Source organism: Halomonas litopenaei, assembly GCF_003045775.1.
Lineage (GTDB): Bacteria > Pseudomonadota > Gammaproteobacteria > Pseudomonadales > Halomonadaceae > Halomonas > Halomonas litopenaei.
This window is the reverse complement of sequence record NZ_PXNS01000001.1, coordinates 550,859-568,792: the sequence shown is the minus strand read 5'-3', so window position 1 is coordinate 568,792 and position 17,934 is coordinate 550,859. Positions and strand designations below refer to the sequence as shown.

Genomic DNA, 17,934 nt, shown 5'->3' with positions numbered 1-17,934 from the left:
AAAAAATGGTCAACTTTCGACGGCCAGATTGAAAAATATTTTGTAAACTTACACAAAATATCCCGCTGGCGCGCTTATACGTTGGATGTAGATCGGTGGAGCGCTAGGATAGCCGCCAATACGTAGTTAAATCACCACATCCCCAGAGAGAATTGTCTCGGGTACCCCAATAAATGCGCCGCTGCCCGCGCACCACCGCGCAGTTGCCCGCGCCTTTCGTCACGGAGCCGACCTCGACCATGGTTCGCCACGACCTTATCGAACGCATTCGCACCCGCCTCGACGAGCTCAACCGCTCCGAGCGCAAGGTCGCCGACGTCATTCTGGCCGACCCCGCCGCCGCAACCGGCATGAGTATCGCCAGTTTGGCTCAAGCTGCCTCGGTCAGCGAACCCACCGTCAATCGCTTCTGCCGAAATTTCGAGGCCAAGGGCTATCCCGACTTCAAGATCCAGCTGGCCCAGAGCCTGGCCGGCGGCACCCCCTATGTCAGCCAGGCGGTGGAACCCGATGACGGTGCCGAGGCCTACAGCGGCAAAATCTTCGGCGCCACCATCGCGGCGCTGGACCTCGCCAGTCGGGAGGTCGCTCCCGAGCGCATCGAGCGCATGGTCGACTACCTGATCCAGGCCAAGCAGATCCACTTCTTCGGACTCGGTGCCTCCGGCGCGGTGGCCCAGGACGCCCAGCACAAGTTCTTTCGCTTCAACCTGCCGGTCAGCGCCTACATCGACGTACTGATGCAACGCATGGTCGCCTCGGCCTGCCACACCGGCGACGTGGTGGTGGTACTGTCCTACACCGGGCGCACCCGGGAACTGGTCGACATCGCCGCCCTGGCCCGTGAAAACGGTGCCGTGGTGCTCGGTATCACCGCGCCGGACTCACCTTTGTCGCGCCAGTGCACCGAAACCCTTGCGGTCAGCGCGCCCGAAGACACCGACCACTACATGCCGATGACCTCACGCATGGTACAGCTTGCGCTGATCGACGTGCTGGCCACCGGCGTCACCCTGCGTCGCGGCGAGGACTTCCTGCACCACCTCAAGAAGATCAAGGACAGCCTGCGCAGCACAAGGTACAGCGTCGACGAGTGACAACAACGTCAGGCCCGCTCCTCGGCTTGCCTCCTTAGCGTATTGGCACAACAATAGCGGCCTGTCTTGCGTCCCTGTCCGCACGCCGCCATCCACACCATTGCCAGGAAGCCTCATGCGATCACTGCCATCCCTGACCTCCGTTCTGACCGTCTTGAGCCTGGGGCTGTTCAGCCTGCCGACGCTGGCCGACCAGACCGAGACCTTCCGCTTCACCGCCATCCCCGACGAGGACGAATCGCGTCTGGTGGAGCGCTTCTCGCGGGTGGCCGACTATCTGTCCGAGACGCTCGAGGTCGAGGTCGAGTACGTGCCGGTGAAGTCCTACGGTGCGGCGGTCACCGCCTTCCGCAACGACCAGGTTCAGCTGGCCTGGTTTGGCGGTCTGTCCGGTGTCCAGGCCCGTCGTCTGGTGCCCGGTTCCCAGGCGCTGGCCCAGGGCGTCGAGGATGCGGCCTTCGAGAGCTATTTCATCGCCCACTCCAGCACCGGACTCGAGGCCGCCGACCAGCTGCCCGAAGAGATCGAGGGCAAGACCTTCACCTTTGGCGCCAAGACATCCACTTCCGGTCGCCTGATGCCGGAGCACTACCTGCGCGAGCGCTTCGACGCCGCGCCGGAAGAGCTGTTCTCACGGGTCGGCTTCTCCGGTGATCACTCACGCACCATCGCCCTGGTCGAGGCCGGCACCTACGAGCTGGGCGCGGTCAATTTCAAGGTGTGGGACGCGGCGCTGGAAAATGGCGATGTCGACACCGACAAGGTCAGCGTGATCTGGTCTACCCCGAGCTACCCGGACTACCAGTGGACCCTGCGCGGCGACGCCGATGAGGCCTTCGGCGAAGGCTTTACCGACAGGGTTCGCCAGGCACTGCTCGAGATGGAAGATCCCGAACTGCTGGAGAGCTTCCCGCGTTCCGGCTTCATTCCCGCCGACAACAGCATGTACGCCCCCATCGAGACGGTCGCCGAGAGCCTCGGCCTGCTGCGCTGATGGACGATGGCCAACGTCAGGTCACCGGCGGCCGGGACAACGGCCACGGTGACTTCCCGACACTGATCCTCGACGGGGTCGACCTGGGCCACGCCGACCACAGGGTGCTGCATGACGTCCACCTTCGCCTTGCGCCCGGCGAGCGCGTCGCCCTGCTCGGGGAAAGCGGCGTCGGCAAGTCCACCCTGCTGGCGGAGTTGCGCCGCCGTCTTGGCCGCCACGCCGCCTGGTGTCCCCAGTACCACGGCCTGGTGCCTCAGCTATCGGTCTACCATAACGTCTACATGGGCAGGCTGGAGCGCCACTCGGCGCTGGTCAACCTGTGGAACCTGGTCAGGCCGCTGCGCCAGGCCTGGGAAGATGTCGCAAGTCTGTGCGCTGAACTAGGGCTCGAAGGCGCCATCAGGCGCCCGGTAGGTCGGCTGTCGGGTGGCCAGCGCCAGCGGGTCGCCATCGCCCGTGCGCTCTATCAGCGCCGCCAGGTCTTTCTCGGTGACGAGCCGGTCGCCAGCGTCGACCCCCACCAGGCCATGGCGCTGCTCGATCGAATCGATGCCCAGCACGCTACCACGGTGATGGCCCTGCACCAGCGCGAGCTGGCGCTGAGCCACTTCGATCGCGTCTGGGGGCTGGCCGACGGTCGCGTGGTGCTCGACGCGCCCAGCCAAGATCTAAGCCTCGATGATCTCGACGCGCTCTACCCCAGTGCGTCACGCACGGCCTCCTCTCCCGCTGCTCCCAGCCCTGCTCGCGACGACAACAGCGATTCGCCGGCCGAGGCCAGCGCTCGCCACGCCTCGCACCAGGCCGGCGAGGAGCAGGCACGACCGTGAGCGCCGCGCAAGCGACACGCCCAGGCCTGTTGGCCGGCGACGGTATCGGTGCCCGCCTGGCACGCCACAGCCTGTGGCTGGTGGTGCTGGCTGCCCTGGCGATTCCGCTGGCCGACCTCGAAGTATTGAGCCGCGATCCCTGGGGCGAACTCGGACGCATGGCAATGGGCCTGGCGCTGCCTGACTTCGGCGCCATCGAGACGCCCCTGCAGGCCATCGGCCTTACCATCGCGGTGGCCTTCTGGGGCACCCTGGCCGGCGTGGTGCTGGGGCTGCCCCTGGCGCTGGTCTACGCCCGCTCACGCCTGGTGCGCGCGGCCAGTGCCGCGGTGCGGGCAGTGCATGAGCTGTTCTGGGCGCTGCTGTTCCTGCAGGTGTTCGGGTTGTCCGCGCTGACCGCCCTGGCGGCCCTGGCGATCCCCTACGCCGGCATCTTCGCCAAGGTCTACGCCGAGATCCTCGAGCAGACGCCCCAGGCGCCCCAGGCGGCGCTGCCCGAGGGTACCGGGCGCCTTGCCCGGCTGGCCTATACCGAGCTGCCCCAGGCCTTCGCCCAACTGGCCGCCTACACCCGCTACCGCTTCGAGTGCGCGCTCAGAAGCAGCGTGCTGCTGGGTTTTGTCGGTCTGCCGACGCTGGGCTACCAACTCGAGAGCGCCTTTCGCGAGGGTCGCTACTTCGAGGCCGGCGCCCTGCTGTGGGCCTTTTACCTGCTGGTCGCCACCCTGCCCTGGTGGGCCCATCGGCGCCTGCTGCTGCCGCTGGGGCTGGCCAGCGTGTGGCTGCTGGGTCCCTGGCCCGAGATCGACCCAGGCCTGTTATGGCGCTTCGTCAGCGTAGACATCTGGCCCCGCGCTTTGCTTGAGGGCGACATCGGCGGTGTGCTCCGCTGGCTGGCCGAACTGCCCGACCTCGTCGGCGCGGTGGCCAATACCCTGCTGCTGGGGCTGCTCGGCACCGTCGGCGCCCTGCTGCTCGCCCTGGTGCTGTGGCCCCTGGCATCGCGCCACTTCGGCAATCGCGTCAGCCAGGGCATCGGCCAGGGTCTGCTGATCTTTCTGCGTTCGACCCCGGAGCTGATGCTGGCCTTCGTCTTCCTGTTGCTGTTGGGGCCATCGCTGCTGCCGGCCTGGCTGGCCCTGGCGCTGCATAACGGCGCCCTGATCGCCTTTCTGGTATGTCGCCACGCCCAGGCCATCGAGCCCGGCATGCCGGGACTCCCGGCCTCGGGGCGGCTGGCCTACGAGCTGTTGCCGCGGCTGTACCCGGGCATGCTGGCGCTGGTCTATTACCGCGCCGAGGTGATCCTGCGCGAAAGCGCCCTGCTCGGCATGCTTGGGGTCGCCACCCTCGGCGATAATATCGACGACGCTTTCCAGACCTTGATGTTCGACGTGGCCTTCGCCCTGCTGGTGATCACCGCCCTGCTCAATATCGCCGTCGACGCCCTGGCTCGCCGTCTGAGGCCTTGTGAGCCACCCATGGAAGACCCCTGTCTGCGCTGAAGGGAAGACCCCTGCCTGCACCGAAGACAAGACGTCTTGAAGGGCGGCACACGCGCTTTATCCGGCACATCCTGACGCCAGGACCAGTGCCTCAAAAACAACACAAACGACAACGCCGGCCACGGGGCCGGCGTTGTCGTTCGAGCGGACGGCTACGTCAACGGCTATGTCACTGCGGCTCTGTTACAGGCCCTTGACGGCGGCGGTGACGGTGATCTCGACCTTCAGCTCCTTGGCCGGCATCGGCGCGCACACGCAGGTACGGGCGGGGGCGTGGCCTTCCGGCACCCAGGCGTCCCATACCGCGTTCATGGCGGCAAAGTCCTCGCCGTTCTGCAGGTAGATGGTGGCGCTCAGCAGATGCTCGCGGTCGCTGCCCACTTCGGCCAGCAGCTCATCGACACGCTCCAGCATGCTGGTGGTCTGGGCGGTGATATCCCCCTGACGGGCGTCCGGTCCGGCGACCTGACCACACAGGTAGGCAACACCGTGGTGGATGACGGCGCGGCTCATGCGGGTCTTGGTGTCGTGACGCTGAATGCTCATCGCTCTCTCCAAAAAAGTCGGTATTTCTAAAAAATCTCGAAAAGACAGCCGATTCGACCACCTCTTCACCAGTGTCTTCTCTGCAACGTTAGACAGCCGCCCAATATAGCCAACTTCTCCCTGCGCCAGATAGTCTGTTGTCGCGCTTTTGCCTCTTTTGCGATGTCAGGTATCCCTCACCCCGGCGACATAGTCACGACAGTCCTGCTGTCGCCCAACCGTTTATATGAGGGTTTGCAAATGAAACGTTCCGTCATGATGGCCGCCGTGCTGTCCACCGCCCTGGCGCAAGCCGGCGCCATCGCCACCGTCCAGGCCGCCGATGGCGACATGGAAAAGTGTTACGGCGTCGCCCTGGCCGGAGAGAACGACTGCAAGGCAGGGCCAGGCACCACCTGCGCCGGCACCTCTACCGTCGACTACCAGGGCAACGCCTGGACCCTGGTCCCGGAAGGCACCTGTACCGATATCGAAACGCCCCACGGCAATGGCAGCCTGAGCGAGGTCGAGCGCCCCTGAGCCAGAGCACTGGCGCCACGGGGAGGCTACGGCCTTCCCGTGACGTTTACACGCCAAGCCTCAAGCCATAGCGAATCGCCCATGCCCTCTTCCCTGTCATCCAGCCTTCCACGCGAGTCGCTCGAGACGCCCGTCTCGGCGTCCTTGCCGGCGCCACAGCCAATGGCGGCCAATGCGGTCGGTATCGGCCTCAAGTTTCAGCATATGCAGGCGCTGGTCCATCTGGCTCACTCGGTTCACTCAGCCCAGTCGGCCCAGGCCCCGGACTTTCTCGAACTGCACGCCGAGAACTACATGAACGCCGGCGGGCCCCTTCAGGATCGACTCGATGAACTGGCACGCTGCTACCCGCTCTCGGTCCACGGCGTCGGCCTGTCGCTGGGCAGTGCCGAGGGCATCGACCCGGCCCATCTGGAACGTCTTGCACGCCTGGTCGATCACCTGAACCCCGCGCTGGTCTCCGAGCACCTGGCCTGGAGCCGTCTTGATGGCCACAGCTACAACGACCTGCTGCCGGTGCCGCTGACCGAGGAATCGCTGCGCGTCCTCGGCGACAATATCGCACGCACCCAGGACCGTCTCGGCCGCCGCCTGCTGGTGGAGAACCCGAGCCTCTACGTCAGCCTCGACAATCGCTTCAGCGAGACCGAGTTCCTCCAGCGGCTGGTGGAAATGACCGGCTGTGGGCTCTTGTTCGACGTCAACAACGCCTATATCAGCGCCGCCAATCTGGGACGCGACCTGGATGCCTATCTGGACGAGGTGCCCTGGGCCGCCGTCGGCGAATGGCACCTGGCCGGCCACAGCCTCGATGCCGCCGGCGAGCTGTACATCGACGACCATGGCAGCGCCGTCAGTGAGCCGGTGTGGCAGCGCTACCGCCAGGTGCTCGCCCGGCGTCCCGGCCTGCCCACACTGATCGAGTGGGACAACCGGGTGCCGACGCTAGAGCGCTGGATGCAGGAGGTCGACCTGGCACGCCGGCATCAGCATGCAGCCCATGGCCCCGGCGCCGATGCGAGCACCGCCCTGGCAGCCAGCGCCTCGGCGCAAGCCACAGGGAGAGCGCCATGAGCGGCCTGCTCGATTGGCAGCGCAGCTTCATCGATGCCATGCATCGCCCCCAGGCGACGCCACCACAGCTCGGCCACAAGGCCGGGCTCGACGTCTACCGCAACAATATTCGCTCAAGCCTGATCGAGGCCCTGAAGGAAGCCTTTCCCCATACCCTGACCCTGCTGGGCGAGGGCTGCTTCAGTGCCGAGGCCGCAAGCTACGCGGCCACAAGCCCCCCGCAGGACCCTCGACTCAGCCGCTACGGCCGGGGCTTTGCCGACGCTCTGGCGCGCGCACCGGCGCTTGCGCCCTATCGCTTCGTCGCCGATATCGCGCGACTCGAGCACGCCCGGCTTCAGGTCAGTCACGCAGCCGAGGCAGTGCCGCTGGAGGCGTCCGATATCGGCGCCGTCCTTGACGACCAGCGGCTCGTCCAGGCCCGTCCGGCCAGCCGGACCATCCGTTGCCAACATGACGTCGAAGCCCTGTGGCAGGCGCTGGAGAGCGGAGAGGGTGGCGCCCCCCTGGGCGAGCGAGGCGCCGGCCACTGGCTGGTGATCCGCTCGGGTCGCCAGGTCAGGCTTAGGCCACTCGATGCGGCAAGCGCAGCGTTATACGGCTTGCTGGACACACCGACCTCGCTGTCCCAGGCGCTGGGCGAACTGGCCGACAGCGGCGTGGCAGAGGATGCGCTCGGCCACGCCCTGGGCACCCTGGTCGGCCATGGCGCGCTCGCGGTACTGGACCCCGCCCCCACTTTGCTACGAGGCACCCCATGACACCGATGACAAACCTGCTGGACACCTACTACGGGCGACTCTGCCCCTGGCTCGAGCGTCGTTCGCTGGACCTGGTGCTGGCGTTGATGCGCCTGGTACTCGGCGCCGTGTTCTTTCTGTCGGCGCTGACCAAGGTGGAAGGGTTCGGTATCGCCGACAGCACCTTCTTCCTGTTCGAGCACGAATACGCCCTGCCGTTGATTTCGCCGGTGCTGGCCGCCTACCTGGCAACACTCGCCGAGTTCTCGCTGTCGCTGCTGCTGTGGGCGGGGCTTGCCACGCGACTTGCAGCCCTGGGTCTACTGATCATGACCCTGGTGATCCAGACCTTCGTCTATCCCGAGGCCTGGGTCACCCACGGACTCTGGGCGGCGAGCCTCGCCACCCTGATCCTGCGCGGCGGCGGCTGTCTCTCGCTGGAGTGGCTGCTGTGCAGGATGAAAGGCAAAGGTCGCGAACCGATGACGCCACAGCAGGACCGCGCCGACGACGCATAGACGCAAAAAAGAAACGACCCGCCGCCGAACAGGATTCGGCGGCGGGTCGATGTCGTGTCGATGTCGATGTCGGCTCAGCCTCGTCAGCGCAGCAGCAGCACCGGCAGCGAGGTGCGCCTGAGCACACTGGTGGTGGTGCTGCCCACCAGCAGATGGCGAATCCGCGAGTGGCCATAGGCTCCCATCACCACCATCTCGATGGCGTGGTCCTTCTGGTAGGCGCGCAGGGTCTCCTCGACCTCTCCGGCGCGAATCTCGCCCTGGGCCTCGTGACCGGCGCCCTTGAGGCTGTCCAGCGCCCACTCCAGCTGGGTGCGGTTATCACCGGTATCGGCGCCGACCATCACCACGTGACAGGCGATCCCCTTGAACAGCGGGCTCCTGGCCAGCAGCTCGACGCCCTTGCGGGTGGTCTTGCTGCCATCGAAGGCGATCATCACCCGAGTCGGCGGCGTAAAGCTCTCCGGTACCATCAGAATCGGCCGATGCAGACCGCGGACCACCCGCTCGAGATTCGAGCCCAGGTGCTCGCTGGCCTGCTGGGCGCTCTCGCCCCGCTTGCCGATCACCAGCAGGCGGATCTCGTCTTCCAGCTCCAGCAGTGTCTCCACCAGGGTGCCGTTGCGCTGTCGGCAATGCAGGTCATCAACACCACTGGCGCTGGCGCGATCCTTGGCCGCCTTGAGCATCAGGCGGCCGTGCTCCTGGGCGACCTTGGCCCGCCGCTCATCGAGACTGGCCAGCTCCTCGAGCAGGTGCTCCCTGGCGCCGAGTCCCAGGTTACCGGACAGATCGGCCTCGGCGGTCTGGGGGTGGTTATCCACCACGTGAAGAAACGTCAGCGGCGCATCGAGGGCCTGACTGGCCCAGGCGGCAGAGTCGCAGACCCCTTCGGAAAACGGGGACCCGTCGATGGCGGCCATCACCTGTTCTGTCATGAAATCGTCCTGCCTGGCGTTGGGGGCGAACGCGCGTCCTCAGACGTCGCGTTCCATCGATTGTGGCCTTGTCGTCGCGCCCGAGCGGGGCGCGACCCTCAGACCTGTTGTCTAGCCCGATCCGGGTGTTACCTCCAGTTCTACACCAACTGGCACACACCCGTCACATCTTCGGCGCCTGCCTCAGTGACCACCCATCAGCTTTTCCACCGCCGCCGGGTTATCGTGGATGGCGTAGCGATCGACGATGGTGGCGCTGGCCTCGTTGAGCCCGATCAGCTCGACGTCGGTGCCCTCACGGCGGAACTTGATCACCACCATGTCCAGCGCCTGGACCGCGGTGATGTCCCAGAAGTGGGCACGTGACAGGTCGATGACCACCTTCTCGACGCTTTCCTTGAAGTCGAAGGCGGCGGAGAAACGCTGAGACGAGGCGAAGAACACCTGGCCGACCACGCGGTAGCGCCGTCCCTTGCCAAGCTCCTCTTGCTGTTCCAGCTCGTCACTGGCGATGTACAGGAAGTTGCCGACCTTGTTGGCGAAGTTGAGCGCGGCGATCAGCACACCGACGAACACACCGATCGCCAGGTTGTGGGTCCACACCACTACCGCCACGGTGGCGATCATCACCACATTGGTGGACATCGGGTGCTTCTTGAGGTCGCGCAGCGAACTCCAGCTGAAGGTACCGATGGACACCATGATCATCACCGCCACCAGCGCCGCCATGGGGATGCGCGAGACCCAGTCCGACAGGAACACCACCATCAGCAGCAGGAAGACCCCCGCCAGCAGGGTAGACAGGCGTCCACGCCCGCCGGACTTGATGTTGATCACCGACTGGCCAATCATCGCGCAGCCCGCCATGCCGCCAAGCAGACCGGTACCGATGTTGGCCAGACCCTGGCCCTTGCACTCGCGGTTCTTGTCGCTGGAGGTATCGGTCAGATCGTCGACGATAGTGGCGGTCATCATCGATTCGAGCAGACCGACCACGGTCAGCATGACCGCATAGGGGAAGATGATGCCGAGGGTCTCGAGATTCAGCGGCACGTCAGGCCACAGGAACATCGGCAGGGTATCGGGCAGCTCGCCCATGTCACCGACGGTGCGGATGTCCATGCCGGTCGCCAGGTAGACGCCGGTCAGCACCAGGATGCACACCAGCGGGGACGGCAGCAGCTTGCCGATCCTGGGCACGTAGGGGAACAGATAGATGATGCCGAGACCCGCCGCGGTCATCGCGTAGACGTGCCAGGTGACGTTGGTCAGCTCGGGCAGCTGGGCCATGAAGATCAGGATCGCCAGGGCGTTGACGAAGCCGGTCACCACCGAGCGCGAGACGAAACGCATCAGGTCGGCCAGGCGCAGATAGCCGGCGATGATCTGCAGTACCCCGGTCAGCAGGGTCGCGGCCAGCAGATATTGAAGTCCGTGCTCCTTGACCAGGGTCACCATCAACAGTGCCATGGCGCCGGTGGCGGCAGAGATCATCCCCGGCCGGCCCCCGGCGAAGGCAATGATCACCGCCATGGAGAAGGAGGCGTAGAGGCCAATCTTGGGATCGACACCTGCGATGATGGAGAAGGCGATGGCCTCCGGAATCAACGCCAGGGCCACGACGATGCCGGACAGCACGTCGCCCCTAATATTGGAAAACCAGTCTTGCTTGATCGATCGCATCATGAGGCGGTCCAGGGGGAGTGGTTGTGAGATATCGCGACAAGCGGCCCAGGGCCGACCGTTTCTCCACGACAGCAGCGCACCGGGAGGCGTTAGCCTGGCGCTGTCATGATGTAGTGGAGACACGGGAAGGGGCGCAGTTTACCAGAACCACCCGAGCAAGGCGACGCTGCTACCCAGCCTGACTCCGACCAGTCTCGATCCGGCCAAGCCCGCCCGGTGGCATCTTCTTAAAAAAATGTGTAAGGATCGTTGCCCCCTGCCGACTCAGCTGACTACGTCCAAGGAACGCGACATGGAGCGATGCGCCTCGACGCCACCGTCATCGCGAACGGAGAGCCCATCGCCGGGCCCGCCGCTGATAGCGCTCGAGCATAGTCTCGCGCGCCATGGGAGGCCTCTGTCCGGGCATCGACTGGAGCCACTGGCCGATACCGGCCTGGCCCACTGGCATGTGCGCCTGGCCGGCGGCAGTGACAAGGGCGGCTGGCTGGCGCGGTTGCCCAAGCAGAGCCAGATGGGGCTGGACGCGGCGTCCAACCTGGCCTATCAGGTCGCCTGCTTTGACCGCGCCCAGGCCAGTGGCCATACACCCAGACTCGATGACTGGCTGCCCTGCGACGACCTGCTGCCCAGAGGCGCGCTGGTGGTGGAGGCCATCGATGGCCGTCCCGCCAGCCTGCCCTCGGACCTGCCGGCCCTGACCTCGGCCCTGGCCAGCCTGCACCGGTTGCCGCTGCCCGATCAACGCGCCCCCCTGGCCTCACCGGTGGATCCCTGGCGAGAGATGCTCGACGAGATCGCCACCCAGGCCCGCTTTCTCCCCGGGGCCGGGCTATCTCGCACCAGCACTGCCCTGATCGAACAGGCGCTGGCACAGCTCCCGCAGAGGCTTCGCATCGCCGACGACGAGATTCGCCTAATCAGCTTCGATGCTCACCCCGGCAACTTTCTGATCACGCCTCACGGACGCGCCGTACTGGTGGATCTGGAAAAGTGCCGCTATTCGCTACCCGGCTTCGACCTGGCCCACCTGAGCCTTTACACCTCCACCACCTGGGACCTCAACAGCCGCGCGGTGCTGTTCGTCGAGGATCTGGTGGCGCTGTATCGGCGCTGGCAGGAACTGATGGCCGAAGACAGTCATCACAGCGACTGGTCGACGCTGATCACCTGTCGTCGCGCCATGTGGCTATGGTCGCTGACCTGGTGTGCCAAATGGCGTGCCCAGCAGCGCCGCCAGGTCGACAGGCAGCACAGTGGTGAAGACTGGTCGGCACAGCTAAGCGACCATGCCTTGATCGCCCATGTGGCCGACCGCGTCGATCACTACCTCTCGGCCCCCATCATCAGGCGTGTCGCCGACGAACTCGAGGAACTCGCCCGTGCCGGCTGACTTTCCCGGCGCTGTCTGGCGCTGTCCAAGTCTGTCCGGCTCTGTCCGGCTCTGTCCGGTTCTATCCAACCCTGTCCGGCTCTATCCACCCCTGCCTATCCATCGTCACAAGGACGCGACCATGACCACGCCTTTTTCCTGTAGACGCCCGTTGGCCGACCTCCGCTTGACCTGGCCTCCCGGTGGCGCCTTCGTCCTCACCGCCCTGGCTGCCCTGGGGCTAGGCTCGCCCGCCTGGGCCCAGGATACGTCCACGCCGCTGAACCAGCCGTGGCAGGAGATCGAGCAGCAGGCCAGGGGGCAGACGGTCTACTTCAACGCCTGGGGCGGTGACCCCAACGTCAATGGTTATCTCGACTGGGTCGCCGGCGAGCTCGAACAGCGCCACGACATCGATCTGGTCCACGTCAAGCTCGACGACACCGCCGCTGCGGTCTCCCGGGTACTGGCCGAGAAGTCCGCTGGCAACGTCGACGAGGGCGCCATCGACCTGATCTGGATCAACGGCGAGAACTTCGCCGCGATGAAGGCCAATGATCTGCTGCTCGGGCCCTTTGCCCAGCGCCTGCCGAACTTCGCGCTGACCTCGCCGGACGCCAATCCCGAGATGACCACCGACTTCACCGTCCCCACCGAGGGATTCGAGTCACCCTGGGGCAAGGCCCAGCTGACCTTCTACTACGACAGCGAGCGTGTCGAGGCGCCGCCGACCAGCATGGCCGCCCTGCTCGACTGGACCGAGCAGCATCCTGGGCGCTTCACCTATCCACTGGTCCCGGACTTCCACGGTTCCACCTTTCTCAAGCAGGCGCTCATCGCACTGATCGACGACCCGGCGGTGCTTGCCCGCCCCGTCGGCGAAGCCGACGCCGAAGCGGCCATGGCACCGCTGTGGGACTATCTCGACGCCCTGCATCCCCATCTGTGGCGCCAGGGGCGGGACTTCCCCGCTTCAGGGCCTGCGCTCAGAAGCCTGATGGGTGACGGCGAACTGTCGCTGGCCTTTACCTTCAACCCCGCCGAGCCTGCCGCTGCGGTCAACAACTACCAACTGCCTCCCTCGATTCGCAGCTATGTGCTCGACGGCGGGACCATCGGCAACGTTCACTTTGTCACCATCCCGTTCAACGCCAGCCACCAGGCCGGCGCCATGGTCACCGCCAACTTCCTGCTCTCGCCCGAGGCCCAGGCGCGCAAGCAGCGCCTGGACGTCTGGGGCGACCCCAGCGTGCTCGATCTCGCGCGCCTGAATGAGGCCGAGCGTCAGGCATTGACGCCCATGGATGACCAGCCAGCGCGACTGGCGCCACAGGCCCTGCAACAGACCCTGCCCGAGCCGCACCCGAGCTGGATGGAAGCGGTAGAGGCGGCCTGGCTCGAGCGCTATGGCAGCCGCTGATACCTCGACCTTCTCCCGCCTGGTGGGGCTGGCGCCGGCGCTGACGGTACTGCTGCTGGTGGCCCCGGTGGTGGCCGGCCTGGCAGGCGCTGCGGCGCCGGCCTTCGGCTGGCTGCCGGTGCTCGGTGGAGAGCAGCTGAGCCTGGCGCCCTGGGTGAGCCTGGCGAACACCCCCGGGCTTTTCGAGATGCTGGTGCTCAGCTTCACCACTGGCCTGATCAGCACCGCCCTGGCCCTGACCATCGTGGTGCTGTTTCTCGGTGCCTTCGCCGACAGCACCGCCTTTGTCTGGCTCAAGCGCCTGCTGTCGCCGCTCCTGGCGGTGCCCCACGCCGCCGCCGCCATCGGTCTGGCCTTTCTGCTGGCGCCCTCGGGCCTGGCCATGCGCCTGGTCTCCCCGGCCTTGAGCGGTCACGCCACGCCTCCTGACTACCTGTTTCCCGGTGATCCCTTTGGCCTTGCGCTGATCGCCGGACTGGTGGTCAAGGAAGTCCCCTTTCTGCTGCTGATGAGTCTATCGGCGCTGCCTCAGTGCCAGGCCGACGATCGTCGGCACCTGGCACTGTCGCTGGGTTATTCGCCGGTGACCGCCTTTCTCAAGGCGGTACTGCCGAGCCTGTACCCGCTGATTCGGCTACCGGTCTATGCGGTCATCGCCTTTGCCTCGTCCAATGTCGATGTGGCCATGATCCTGGGCCCGTCCACCCCACCGACCCTGGCGGTCAGCGTGGTCCGCTGGCTTGGCGATCCCGACCTGTCGATGCGCTTCATGGCCTCCGCCGCAGCGCTGAGCCAGCTCGGCATCACGCTGCTGGCACTGGCCTGCTGGTGGTGCCTGGAACAGGCCGTACGCTGGTGCGCCACGCCACGCCTGACCGACGGCCGACGCAACAGCGGTCAACGCCTCGGTAGCCTGCTGGGCGGCGGTCTGACCTGGCTCAGCGTCACCCTGCTCGGTGCCAGTCTGCTGGGACTGACGCTGTGGTCGCTGGCGGCCTTCTGGCCCTTTCCCTCGGCCTGGCCCACGCCCCTGACCCTGGCCAACTGGGGTCGTGCGCTGCCAGGCCTGCTGCCGGCCGCCCTCGACACCCTGTGGCTGGCACTGGCCGCCACCGCTCTCGCAACCATCCTGGTGATCGGCTGTCTCGAGAGCGAAGCGCTCAATCACCGCAGCATGGGAGCGAGCGCCACCCTGGTGCTCTACCTGCCGCTGCTGGTGCCACCGGTCGCCTTTCTCTACGGTCTGGTGCAGCTTCAGGCGCAGCTGTCGGTGGCACCGGGCTTCATGGTGGTGGTACTGGGACACTGCCTGTTCGTGCTGCCCTACGTCTTTCTGTCACTGGCCGAGAGCTACCGGCGGCTTGACCCCCGCTGGGCCCAGGTCGCCGCAGGTCTCGGCCATGGCCCGGCCGCCGCCTTTGTACGCGTTCGCCTGCCGCTGCTGCTGGCCCCCATCGCCACCGCCGCCGCCGTGGGGGTCGCCGTCAGCGCCGGCCAGTATCTGCCGACGTTGCTGCTGGGGGCCGGACGCCTGACCACCCTGACCACCGAGGCGGTATCGCTTGCCTCCGGCGGGGATCGTCGCCTGACGGCGGTCTATGCCCTGGCCCAGCTACTCTTGCCGGCACTCGGCTTCGCCCTCGCCATCGGCTTGCCGCGCGTACTGCATAGCCACCGACGCGCCCTGCTGACCTGAACCGCCTCAACGCCATCCGAGCCCACCATGTCACAGACACCAGACACACGATGCCACCTTCCCCCCACGTCTCCAGCGAACCCGACGGGCGCACTGGTCTTCGATCGGGTCGTGATCTCGCTGGACGGTGCCCCCCTGGTATCACTGAATGCTCAGGTCGCCCCCGGCGAGGTGGTCAGCGTCATGGGGCCTTCCGGTGTCGGCAAGTCCACCCTGCTGGCCTACGCTGCGGGCTTTCTCGCCCCTGCCTTTGACGCCCAGGGCGAGGTCCGCCTCGGCGACAGGCGAGTCACCGACCTGCCTGCCTCGGCCCGCCGACTCGGTCTGCTGTTCCAGGATGCGCTGCTGTTTCCCCACCTCAGCGTCGCCGGCAACCTGGCCTTCGGCATGCCGTCGTCTGCCAGCCGACGCGAGCGCCGCGAGGCCATCGAAGAGGCCCTGGCGGATATCGGTCTTGCCGGATTCGGTGAGCGCGATCCGGCAACGCTGTCCGGCGGCCAGCGCGCTCGTGTCGCGCTGATGCGCACCCTGCTGTCGCGTCCCCAGGCGATGCTGCTGGACGAGCCCTTCTCCAAGCTCGACGCCGCGCTCCGCCAGGAGATGCGTGACCTGGTCTTCCAGCGCATCCGAGACCATCGTCTTCCGGCGCTGCTGGTCACCCACGACAGGGCAGACGCCGAGGCAGCGGCGGGTCCGATCGTCGAACTGGCGGCCGCCACCGAAGCCCCCGCCGGGGCCGCCTGGCAGGGTGCCCGCCGTGCCTCTCGCTGAACCAGGGTCCGAGGTCGTCGCCCCACACCTGTGTGTGATCATTCCCGTCCTCGATGAGGCAGCGACCATCGTCGCGGGTCTTGAGCGGCTATCCGAGTGGCGCCAGCAGGGCGTCGAGGTGATCGTCGTCGATGGTGGCAGCGAGGACGATACCCGGGCGCTTGCCCGCCCCCTGGCCGATCGTGTCATCGATGCCCCCCGCGGAAGGGCGCGCCAGATGAACCAGGGAGCCGCTGCGGCGAGTGCGCCGTCCTTGCTGTTTCTGCACGCCGACACTCGACTGCCCGCGGCGGCCATGCCGGCGATACTGAAGGCGCTGGAGAAGCGCCATTGGGGGCGCTTCGACGTGCGCATCCAGGGCCGCTCGCGCTGGTTATCATTGATCGCCGCCTGCATGAACCTGCGCTCACGCCTGACCGGCATCGCCACCGGCGATCAGGCGATGTTCATGCGTCGCAGCGCCTTCGACGCCGTCGGTGGCTTCCCCGACCAGCCGTTGATGGAAGACATCGAAATGTCCAAGCGCCTCAAGCGACTGTCGCCTCCTGCCTGCCTTGGCTTCAAGGTGCTCACCGACGGTCGCCGCTGGGAGCAGGGCGGCGTGCTGACGACGATATTGCTGATGTGGCGACTGCGCTTTCGCTATTGGCGAGGGGCCGATCCCGTTCGCCTGGCCGAGGAGTATCGCCATGTGCGCTGACCACGATAGCGACGGGCTGGCTGGCAGCCTTGGCCAGGTTGGCCTGAAGCTGGCCATCCTGGCCAAGGCGCCGATCCCCGGCCAGGCCAAGACGCGGATGATCCCCGCCCTCGGCGCCGAAGGCGCCGCTCGTCTCCAGCACAGACTGATCGAGTACACCCTGAAGACGGCGCTGGAGACGACGTCCGCGCGCAACATCACGCTGTGGACGGCGCTTGAGCACGACCATCCGTGCTTTGTCGATATCCGCCAGCGGTTCGGCGTGACGCTGAGACCACAGCCTGAAGGCGACCTGGGGGTGCGCATGCACGCGGCGCTGTGCTCGGCAGGTGGCCCGAGCCTTCTAATCGGCACAGATTGCCCGATATTGGATAAGACATTACTAAAAACTTGTCATAAACGGCTTAAAGACGCAGATAGCGTCTTTCTTCCGGCCGAGGACGGCGGCTATGCTCTGGTTGGAGTTCGTCGCCCCGATCCCCGTCTCTTCCGAGGAATCGACTGGGGCACGTCCAGCGTCATGTCCCAGACGCGCACACGTCTTGCGGAGCTTTTGTGGACGCTGGAGTGTCCAACGACCGTATGGGACCTGGATACGCCCCAGGACCTGGCTCGCCTCGCCGACATGGAAGCCCTCGCCCTGGAGATTCTGCCGTGACCCAAGAAACGCTCACCGACCGCCACAAGAAACTCGCCGCCGTGCGCCCCCGCCTGGTGTCCTTCGCCCGCATGCACCTGCGCGATCATGCCGCCGCCGAGGACGCCGTGCAGGAAGCCATGATCGCCGCCATCGAGAAGAACGACAGCTTTTCGGGGCGCTCCGGCTACGAAACCTGGGTATTCGGCATCCTCAAGTACAAGCTGCTCGACCAGATGCGCCAGCAGAAGCGTCATGGTCGCTGGGAGCCCTTCGATGAAGAGCACAGCGACGACGCCATCGACCGCATGTTTCAACAGGATGGGCACTGGGCCGCCGACGCCAAGCCCCAGGCATGGAGCACCCCGGAGCAAGCGTTCGAGAACGAAAATTTCTGGAAAGTATTCGACGCTTGTATGCTGAGTCTTCCAGAAAACGTGGCTCGCGTTTTCTCCCTGCGCGAATTGATGGGCCTTTCCACCGACGATATTTGTAAGGAAGTAGGCATCAAGGAAAACAACGCTTGGGTGATCCTGCATCGGGCTCGCCTCAAGCTTCGCGCTTGCATTGAAAAGGGATGGAAGGAGGACGCGGCATGATGATGTGCAAGGCCGCTACGCGGCTGATGTCAAAGCAGTTGGATGCCCCCCTGACGGCCAGGGAGCGTATTTCGCTGCGGTTTCACTTGATGTTGTGCTCGGCCTGTCGCAACTGCGAAAAGCAGTTCAGCATGCTGCACCGGGTCGGCAATGCCTATAACGGCACAATTGATAAACCCCAGGACGGTACGTCCCCTGGCGCGACTACCGACAACGTCGCCAGTGATCAGGACCTGCTGAAGGTAAAGGAAGCGATGGCCGAGGCGGAGACCCGTCGCCAGAACTGAAG

19 protein-coding genes are annotated in these 17,934 nt (G+C 65.9%); 16 read left to right on the top strand and 3 right to left on the bottom strand.

Annotated elements, in window-relative coordinates:
* Positions 1-239: 239 nt before the first annotated feature.
* From C6W88_RS02640 to C6W88_RS02625, 4 genes are all read left to right on the top strand, one after another.
* Positions 240-1,097 (top strand): MurR/RpiR family transcriptional regulator, encoded by an 858-nt coding sequence (locus tag C6W88_RS02640; RefSeq protein ID WP_045991062.1) that lies wholly within the window; start codon positions 240-242, stop codon positions 1,095-1,097.
* 115 nt (positions 1,098-1,212) lie between these two features.
* Positions 1,213-2,091, top strand: a complete 879-nt coding sequence (locus tag C6W88_RS02635) for a putative selenate ABC transporter substrate-binding protein (protein WP_181248571.1) — start codon at positions 1,213-1,215, stop codon at positions 2,089-2,091.
* Positions 2,091-2,924 (top strand): ATP-binding cassette domain-containing protein, encoded by an 834-nt coding sequence (locus C6W88_RS02630; RefSeq protein WP_108131373.1) that lies wholly within the window; start codon positions 2,091-2,093, stop codon positions 2,922-2,924. Before C6W88_RS02635 ends, C6W88_RS02630 begins: the two co-directional genes overlap by 1 nt.
* A complete protein-coding gene (locus C6W88_RS02625; protein WP_108131372.1) occupies positions 2,921-4,429 on the top strand; it encodes an ABC transporter permease subunit in 1,509 nt (502 codons plus the stop codon). Before C6W88_RS02630 ends, C6W88_RS02625 begins: the two co-directional genes overlap by 4 nt.
* Before the next feature lie 183 nt (positions 4,430-4,612).
* On the opposite strand, the gene C6W88_RS02620 is transcribed toward C6W88_RS02625, so the two are convergent.
* The gene (locus tag C6W88_RS02620; RefSeq protein WP_045991015.1) at positions 4,613-4,975 is read right to left on the bottom strand and encodes a RidA family protein; all 363 of its coding nucleotides are present in this window, start codon (positions 4,973-4,975) and stop codon (positions 4,613-4,615) included.
* Between the two features lie 240 nt (positions 4,976-5,215).
* On the opposite strand from C6W88_RS02620, the gene C6W88_RS02615 reads away from it, so the two are divergent.
* From C6W88_RS02615 to C6W88_RS02600, 4 genes are all read left to right on the top strand, one after another.
* The gene (locus tag C6W88_RS02615) at positions 5,216-5,494 is read left to right on the top strand and encodes a BufA1 family periplasmic bufferin-type metallophore (RefSeq protein WP_045991014.1); all 279 of its coding nucleotides are present in this window, start codon (positions 5,216-5,218) and stop codon (positions 5,492-5,494) included.
* Between the two features lie 81 nt (positions 5,495-5,575).
* Entirely contained in the window at positions 5,576-6,568 is a 993-nt protein-coding gene (bufB, locus tag C6W88_RS02610) for an MNIO family bufferin maturase (RefSeq protein ID WP_231498459.1), read from the top strand.
* Positions 6,565-7,329: an HvfC/BufC N-terminal domain-containing protein gene (locus C6W88_RS02605; protein WP_108131370.1), complete on the top strand. Its 765-nt coding sequence runs from the start codon at positions 6,565-6,567 to the stop codon at positions 7,327-7,329. Before bufB ends, C6W88_RS02605 begins: the two co-directional genes overlap by 4 nt.
* Positions 7,326-7,826, top strand: coding sequence for a DoxX family protein (locus C6W88_RS02600; protein WP_108131369.1), 501 nt, complete (start codon positions 7,326-7,328; stop codon positions 7,824-7,826). The genes C6W88_RS02605 and C6W88_RS02600 overlap by 4 nt, the downstream gene beginning before the upstream one ends.
* An 83-nt stretch (positions 7,827-7,909) precedes the next feature.
* On the opposite strand, the gene C6W88_RS02595 is transcribed toward C6W88_RS02600, so the two are convergent.
* Complete coding sequence (locus C6W88_RS02595; protein WP_108131368.1) at positions 7,910-8,764, bottom strand: universal stress protein; 855 nt, start codon at positions 8,762-8,764, stop codon at positions 7,910-7,912.
* A 183-nt stretch (positions 8,765-8,947) separates the two neighbouring features.
* Complete coding sequence (locus tag C6W88_RS02590; RefSeq protein WP_045991010.1) at positions 8,948-10,450, bottom strand: SulP family inorganic anion transporter; 1,503 nt, start codon at positions 10,448-10,450, stop codon at positions 8,948-8,950.
* A gap of 292 nt (positions 10,451-10,742) precedes the next feature.
* On the opposite strand from C6W88_RS02590, the gene C6W88_RS02585 reads away from it, so the two are divergent.
* The 8 genes from C6W88_RS02585 to C6W88_RS02550 all read left to right on the top strand — a co-directional run bounded on the left by C6W88_RS02585 (position 10,743) and on the right by C6W88_RS02550 (position 17,932).
* Entirely contained in the window at positions 10,743-11,843 is a 1,101-nt protein-coding gene (locus C6W88_RS02585) for an aminoglycoside phosphotransferase family protein (protein WP_219906529.1), read from the top strand.
* Positions 11,844-11,964: 121 nt separating this feature from the next.
* Positions 11,965-13,242 carry an ABC transporter substrate-binding protein gene (locus C6W88_RS02580; RefSeq protein ID WP_108131367.1) on the top strand — a complete coding sequence of 426 codons (1,278 nt, stop codon included), beginning with the start codon at positions 11,965-11,967 and terminating at the stop codon, positions 13,240-13,242.
* Entirely contained in the window at positions 13,229-14,938 is a 1,710-nt protein-coding gene (locus tag C6W88_RS02575; protein ID WP_108131366.1) for an ABC transporter permease, read from the top strand. Before C6W88_RS02580 ends, C6W88_RS02575 begins: the two co-directional genes overlap by 14 nt.
* Before the next feature lie 27 nt (positions 14,939-14,965).
* The gene (locus tag C6W88_RS02570) at positions 14,966-15,709 is read left to right on the top strand and encodes an ABC transporter ATP-binding protein (protein WP_108131365.1); all 744 of its coding nucleotides are present in this window, start codon (positions 14,966-14,968) and stop codon (positions 15,707-15,709) included.
* Positions 15,696-16,409 carry a TIGR04283 family arsenosugar biosynthesis glycosyltransferase gene (locus C6W88_RS02565; RefSeq protein ID WP_231498458.1) on the top strand — a complete coding sequence of 238 codons (714 nt, stop codon included), beginning with the start codon at positions 15,696-15,698 and terminating at the stop codon, positions 16,407-16,409. Before C6W88_RS02570 ends, C6W88_RS02565 begins: the two co-directional genes overlap by 14 nt.
* Positions 16,399-17,067: a TIGR04282 family arsenosugar biosynthesis glycosyltransferase gene (locus tag C6W88_RS02560; RefSeq protein WP_108131364.1), complete on the top strand. Its 669-nt coding sequence runs from the start codon at positions 16,399-16,401 to the stop codon at positions 17,065-17,067. Before C6W88_RS02565 ends, C6W88_RS02560 begins: the two co-directional genes overlap by 11 nt.
* Positions 16,992-17,645 (top strand): sigma-70 family RNA polymerase sigma factor, encoded by a 654-nt coding sequence (locus C6W88_RS02555; protein ID WP_083970172.1) that lies wholly within the window; start codon positions 16,992-16,994, stop codon positions 17,643-17,645. The genes C6W88_RS02560 and C6W88_RS02555 overlap by 76 nt, the downstream gene beginning before the upstream one ends.
* Positions 17,642-17,932 carry a zf-HC2 domain-containing protein gene (locus C6W88_RS02550; RefSeq protein ID WP_108131363.1) on the top strand — a complete coding sequence of 97 codons (291 nt, stop codon included), beginning with the start codon at positions 17,642-17,644 and terminating at the stop codon, positions 17,930-17,932. Before C6W88_RS02555 ends, C6W88_RS02550 begins: the two co-directional genes overlap by 4 nt.
* Positions 17,933-17,934: the final 2 nt, after the last annotated feature.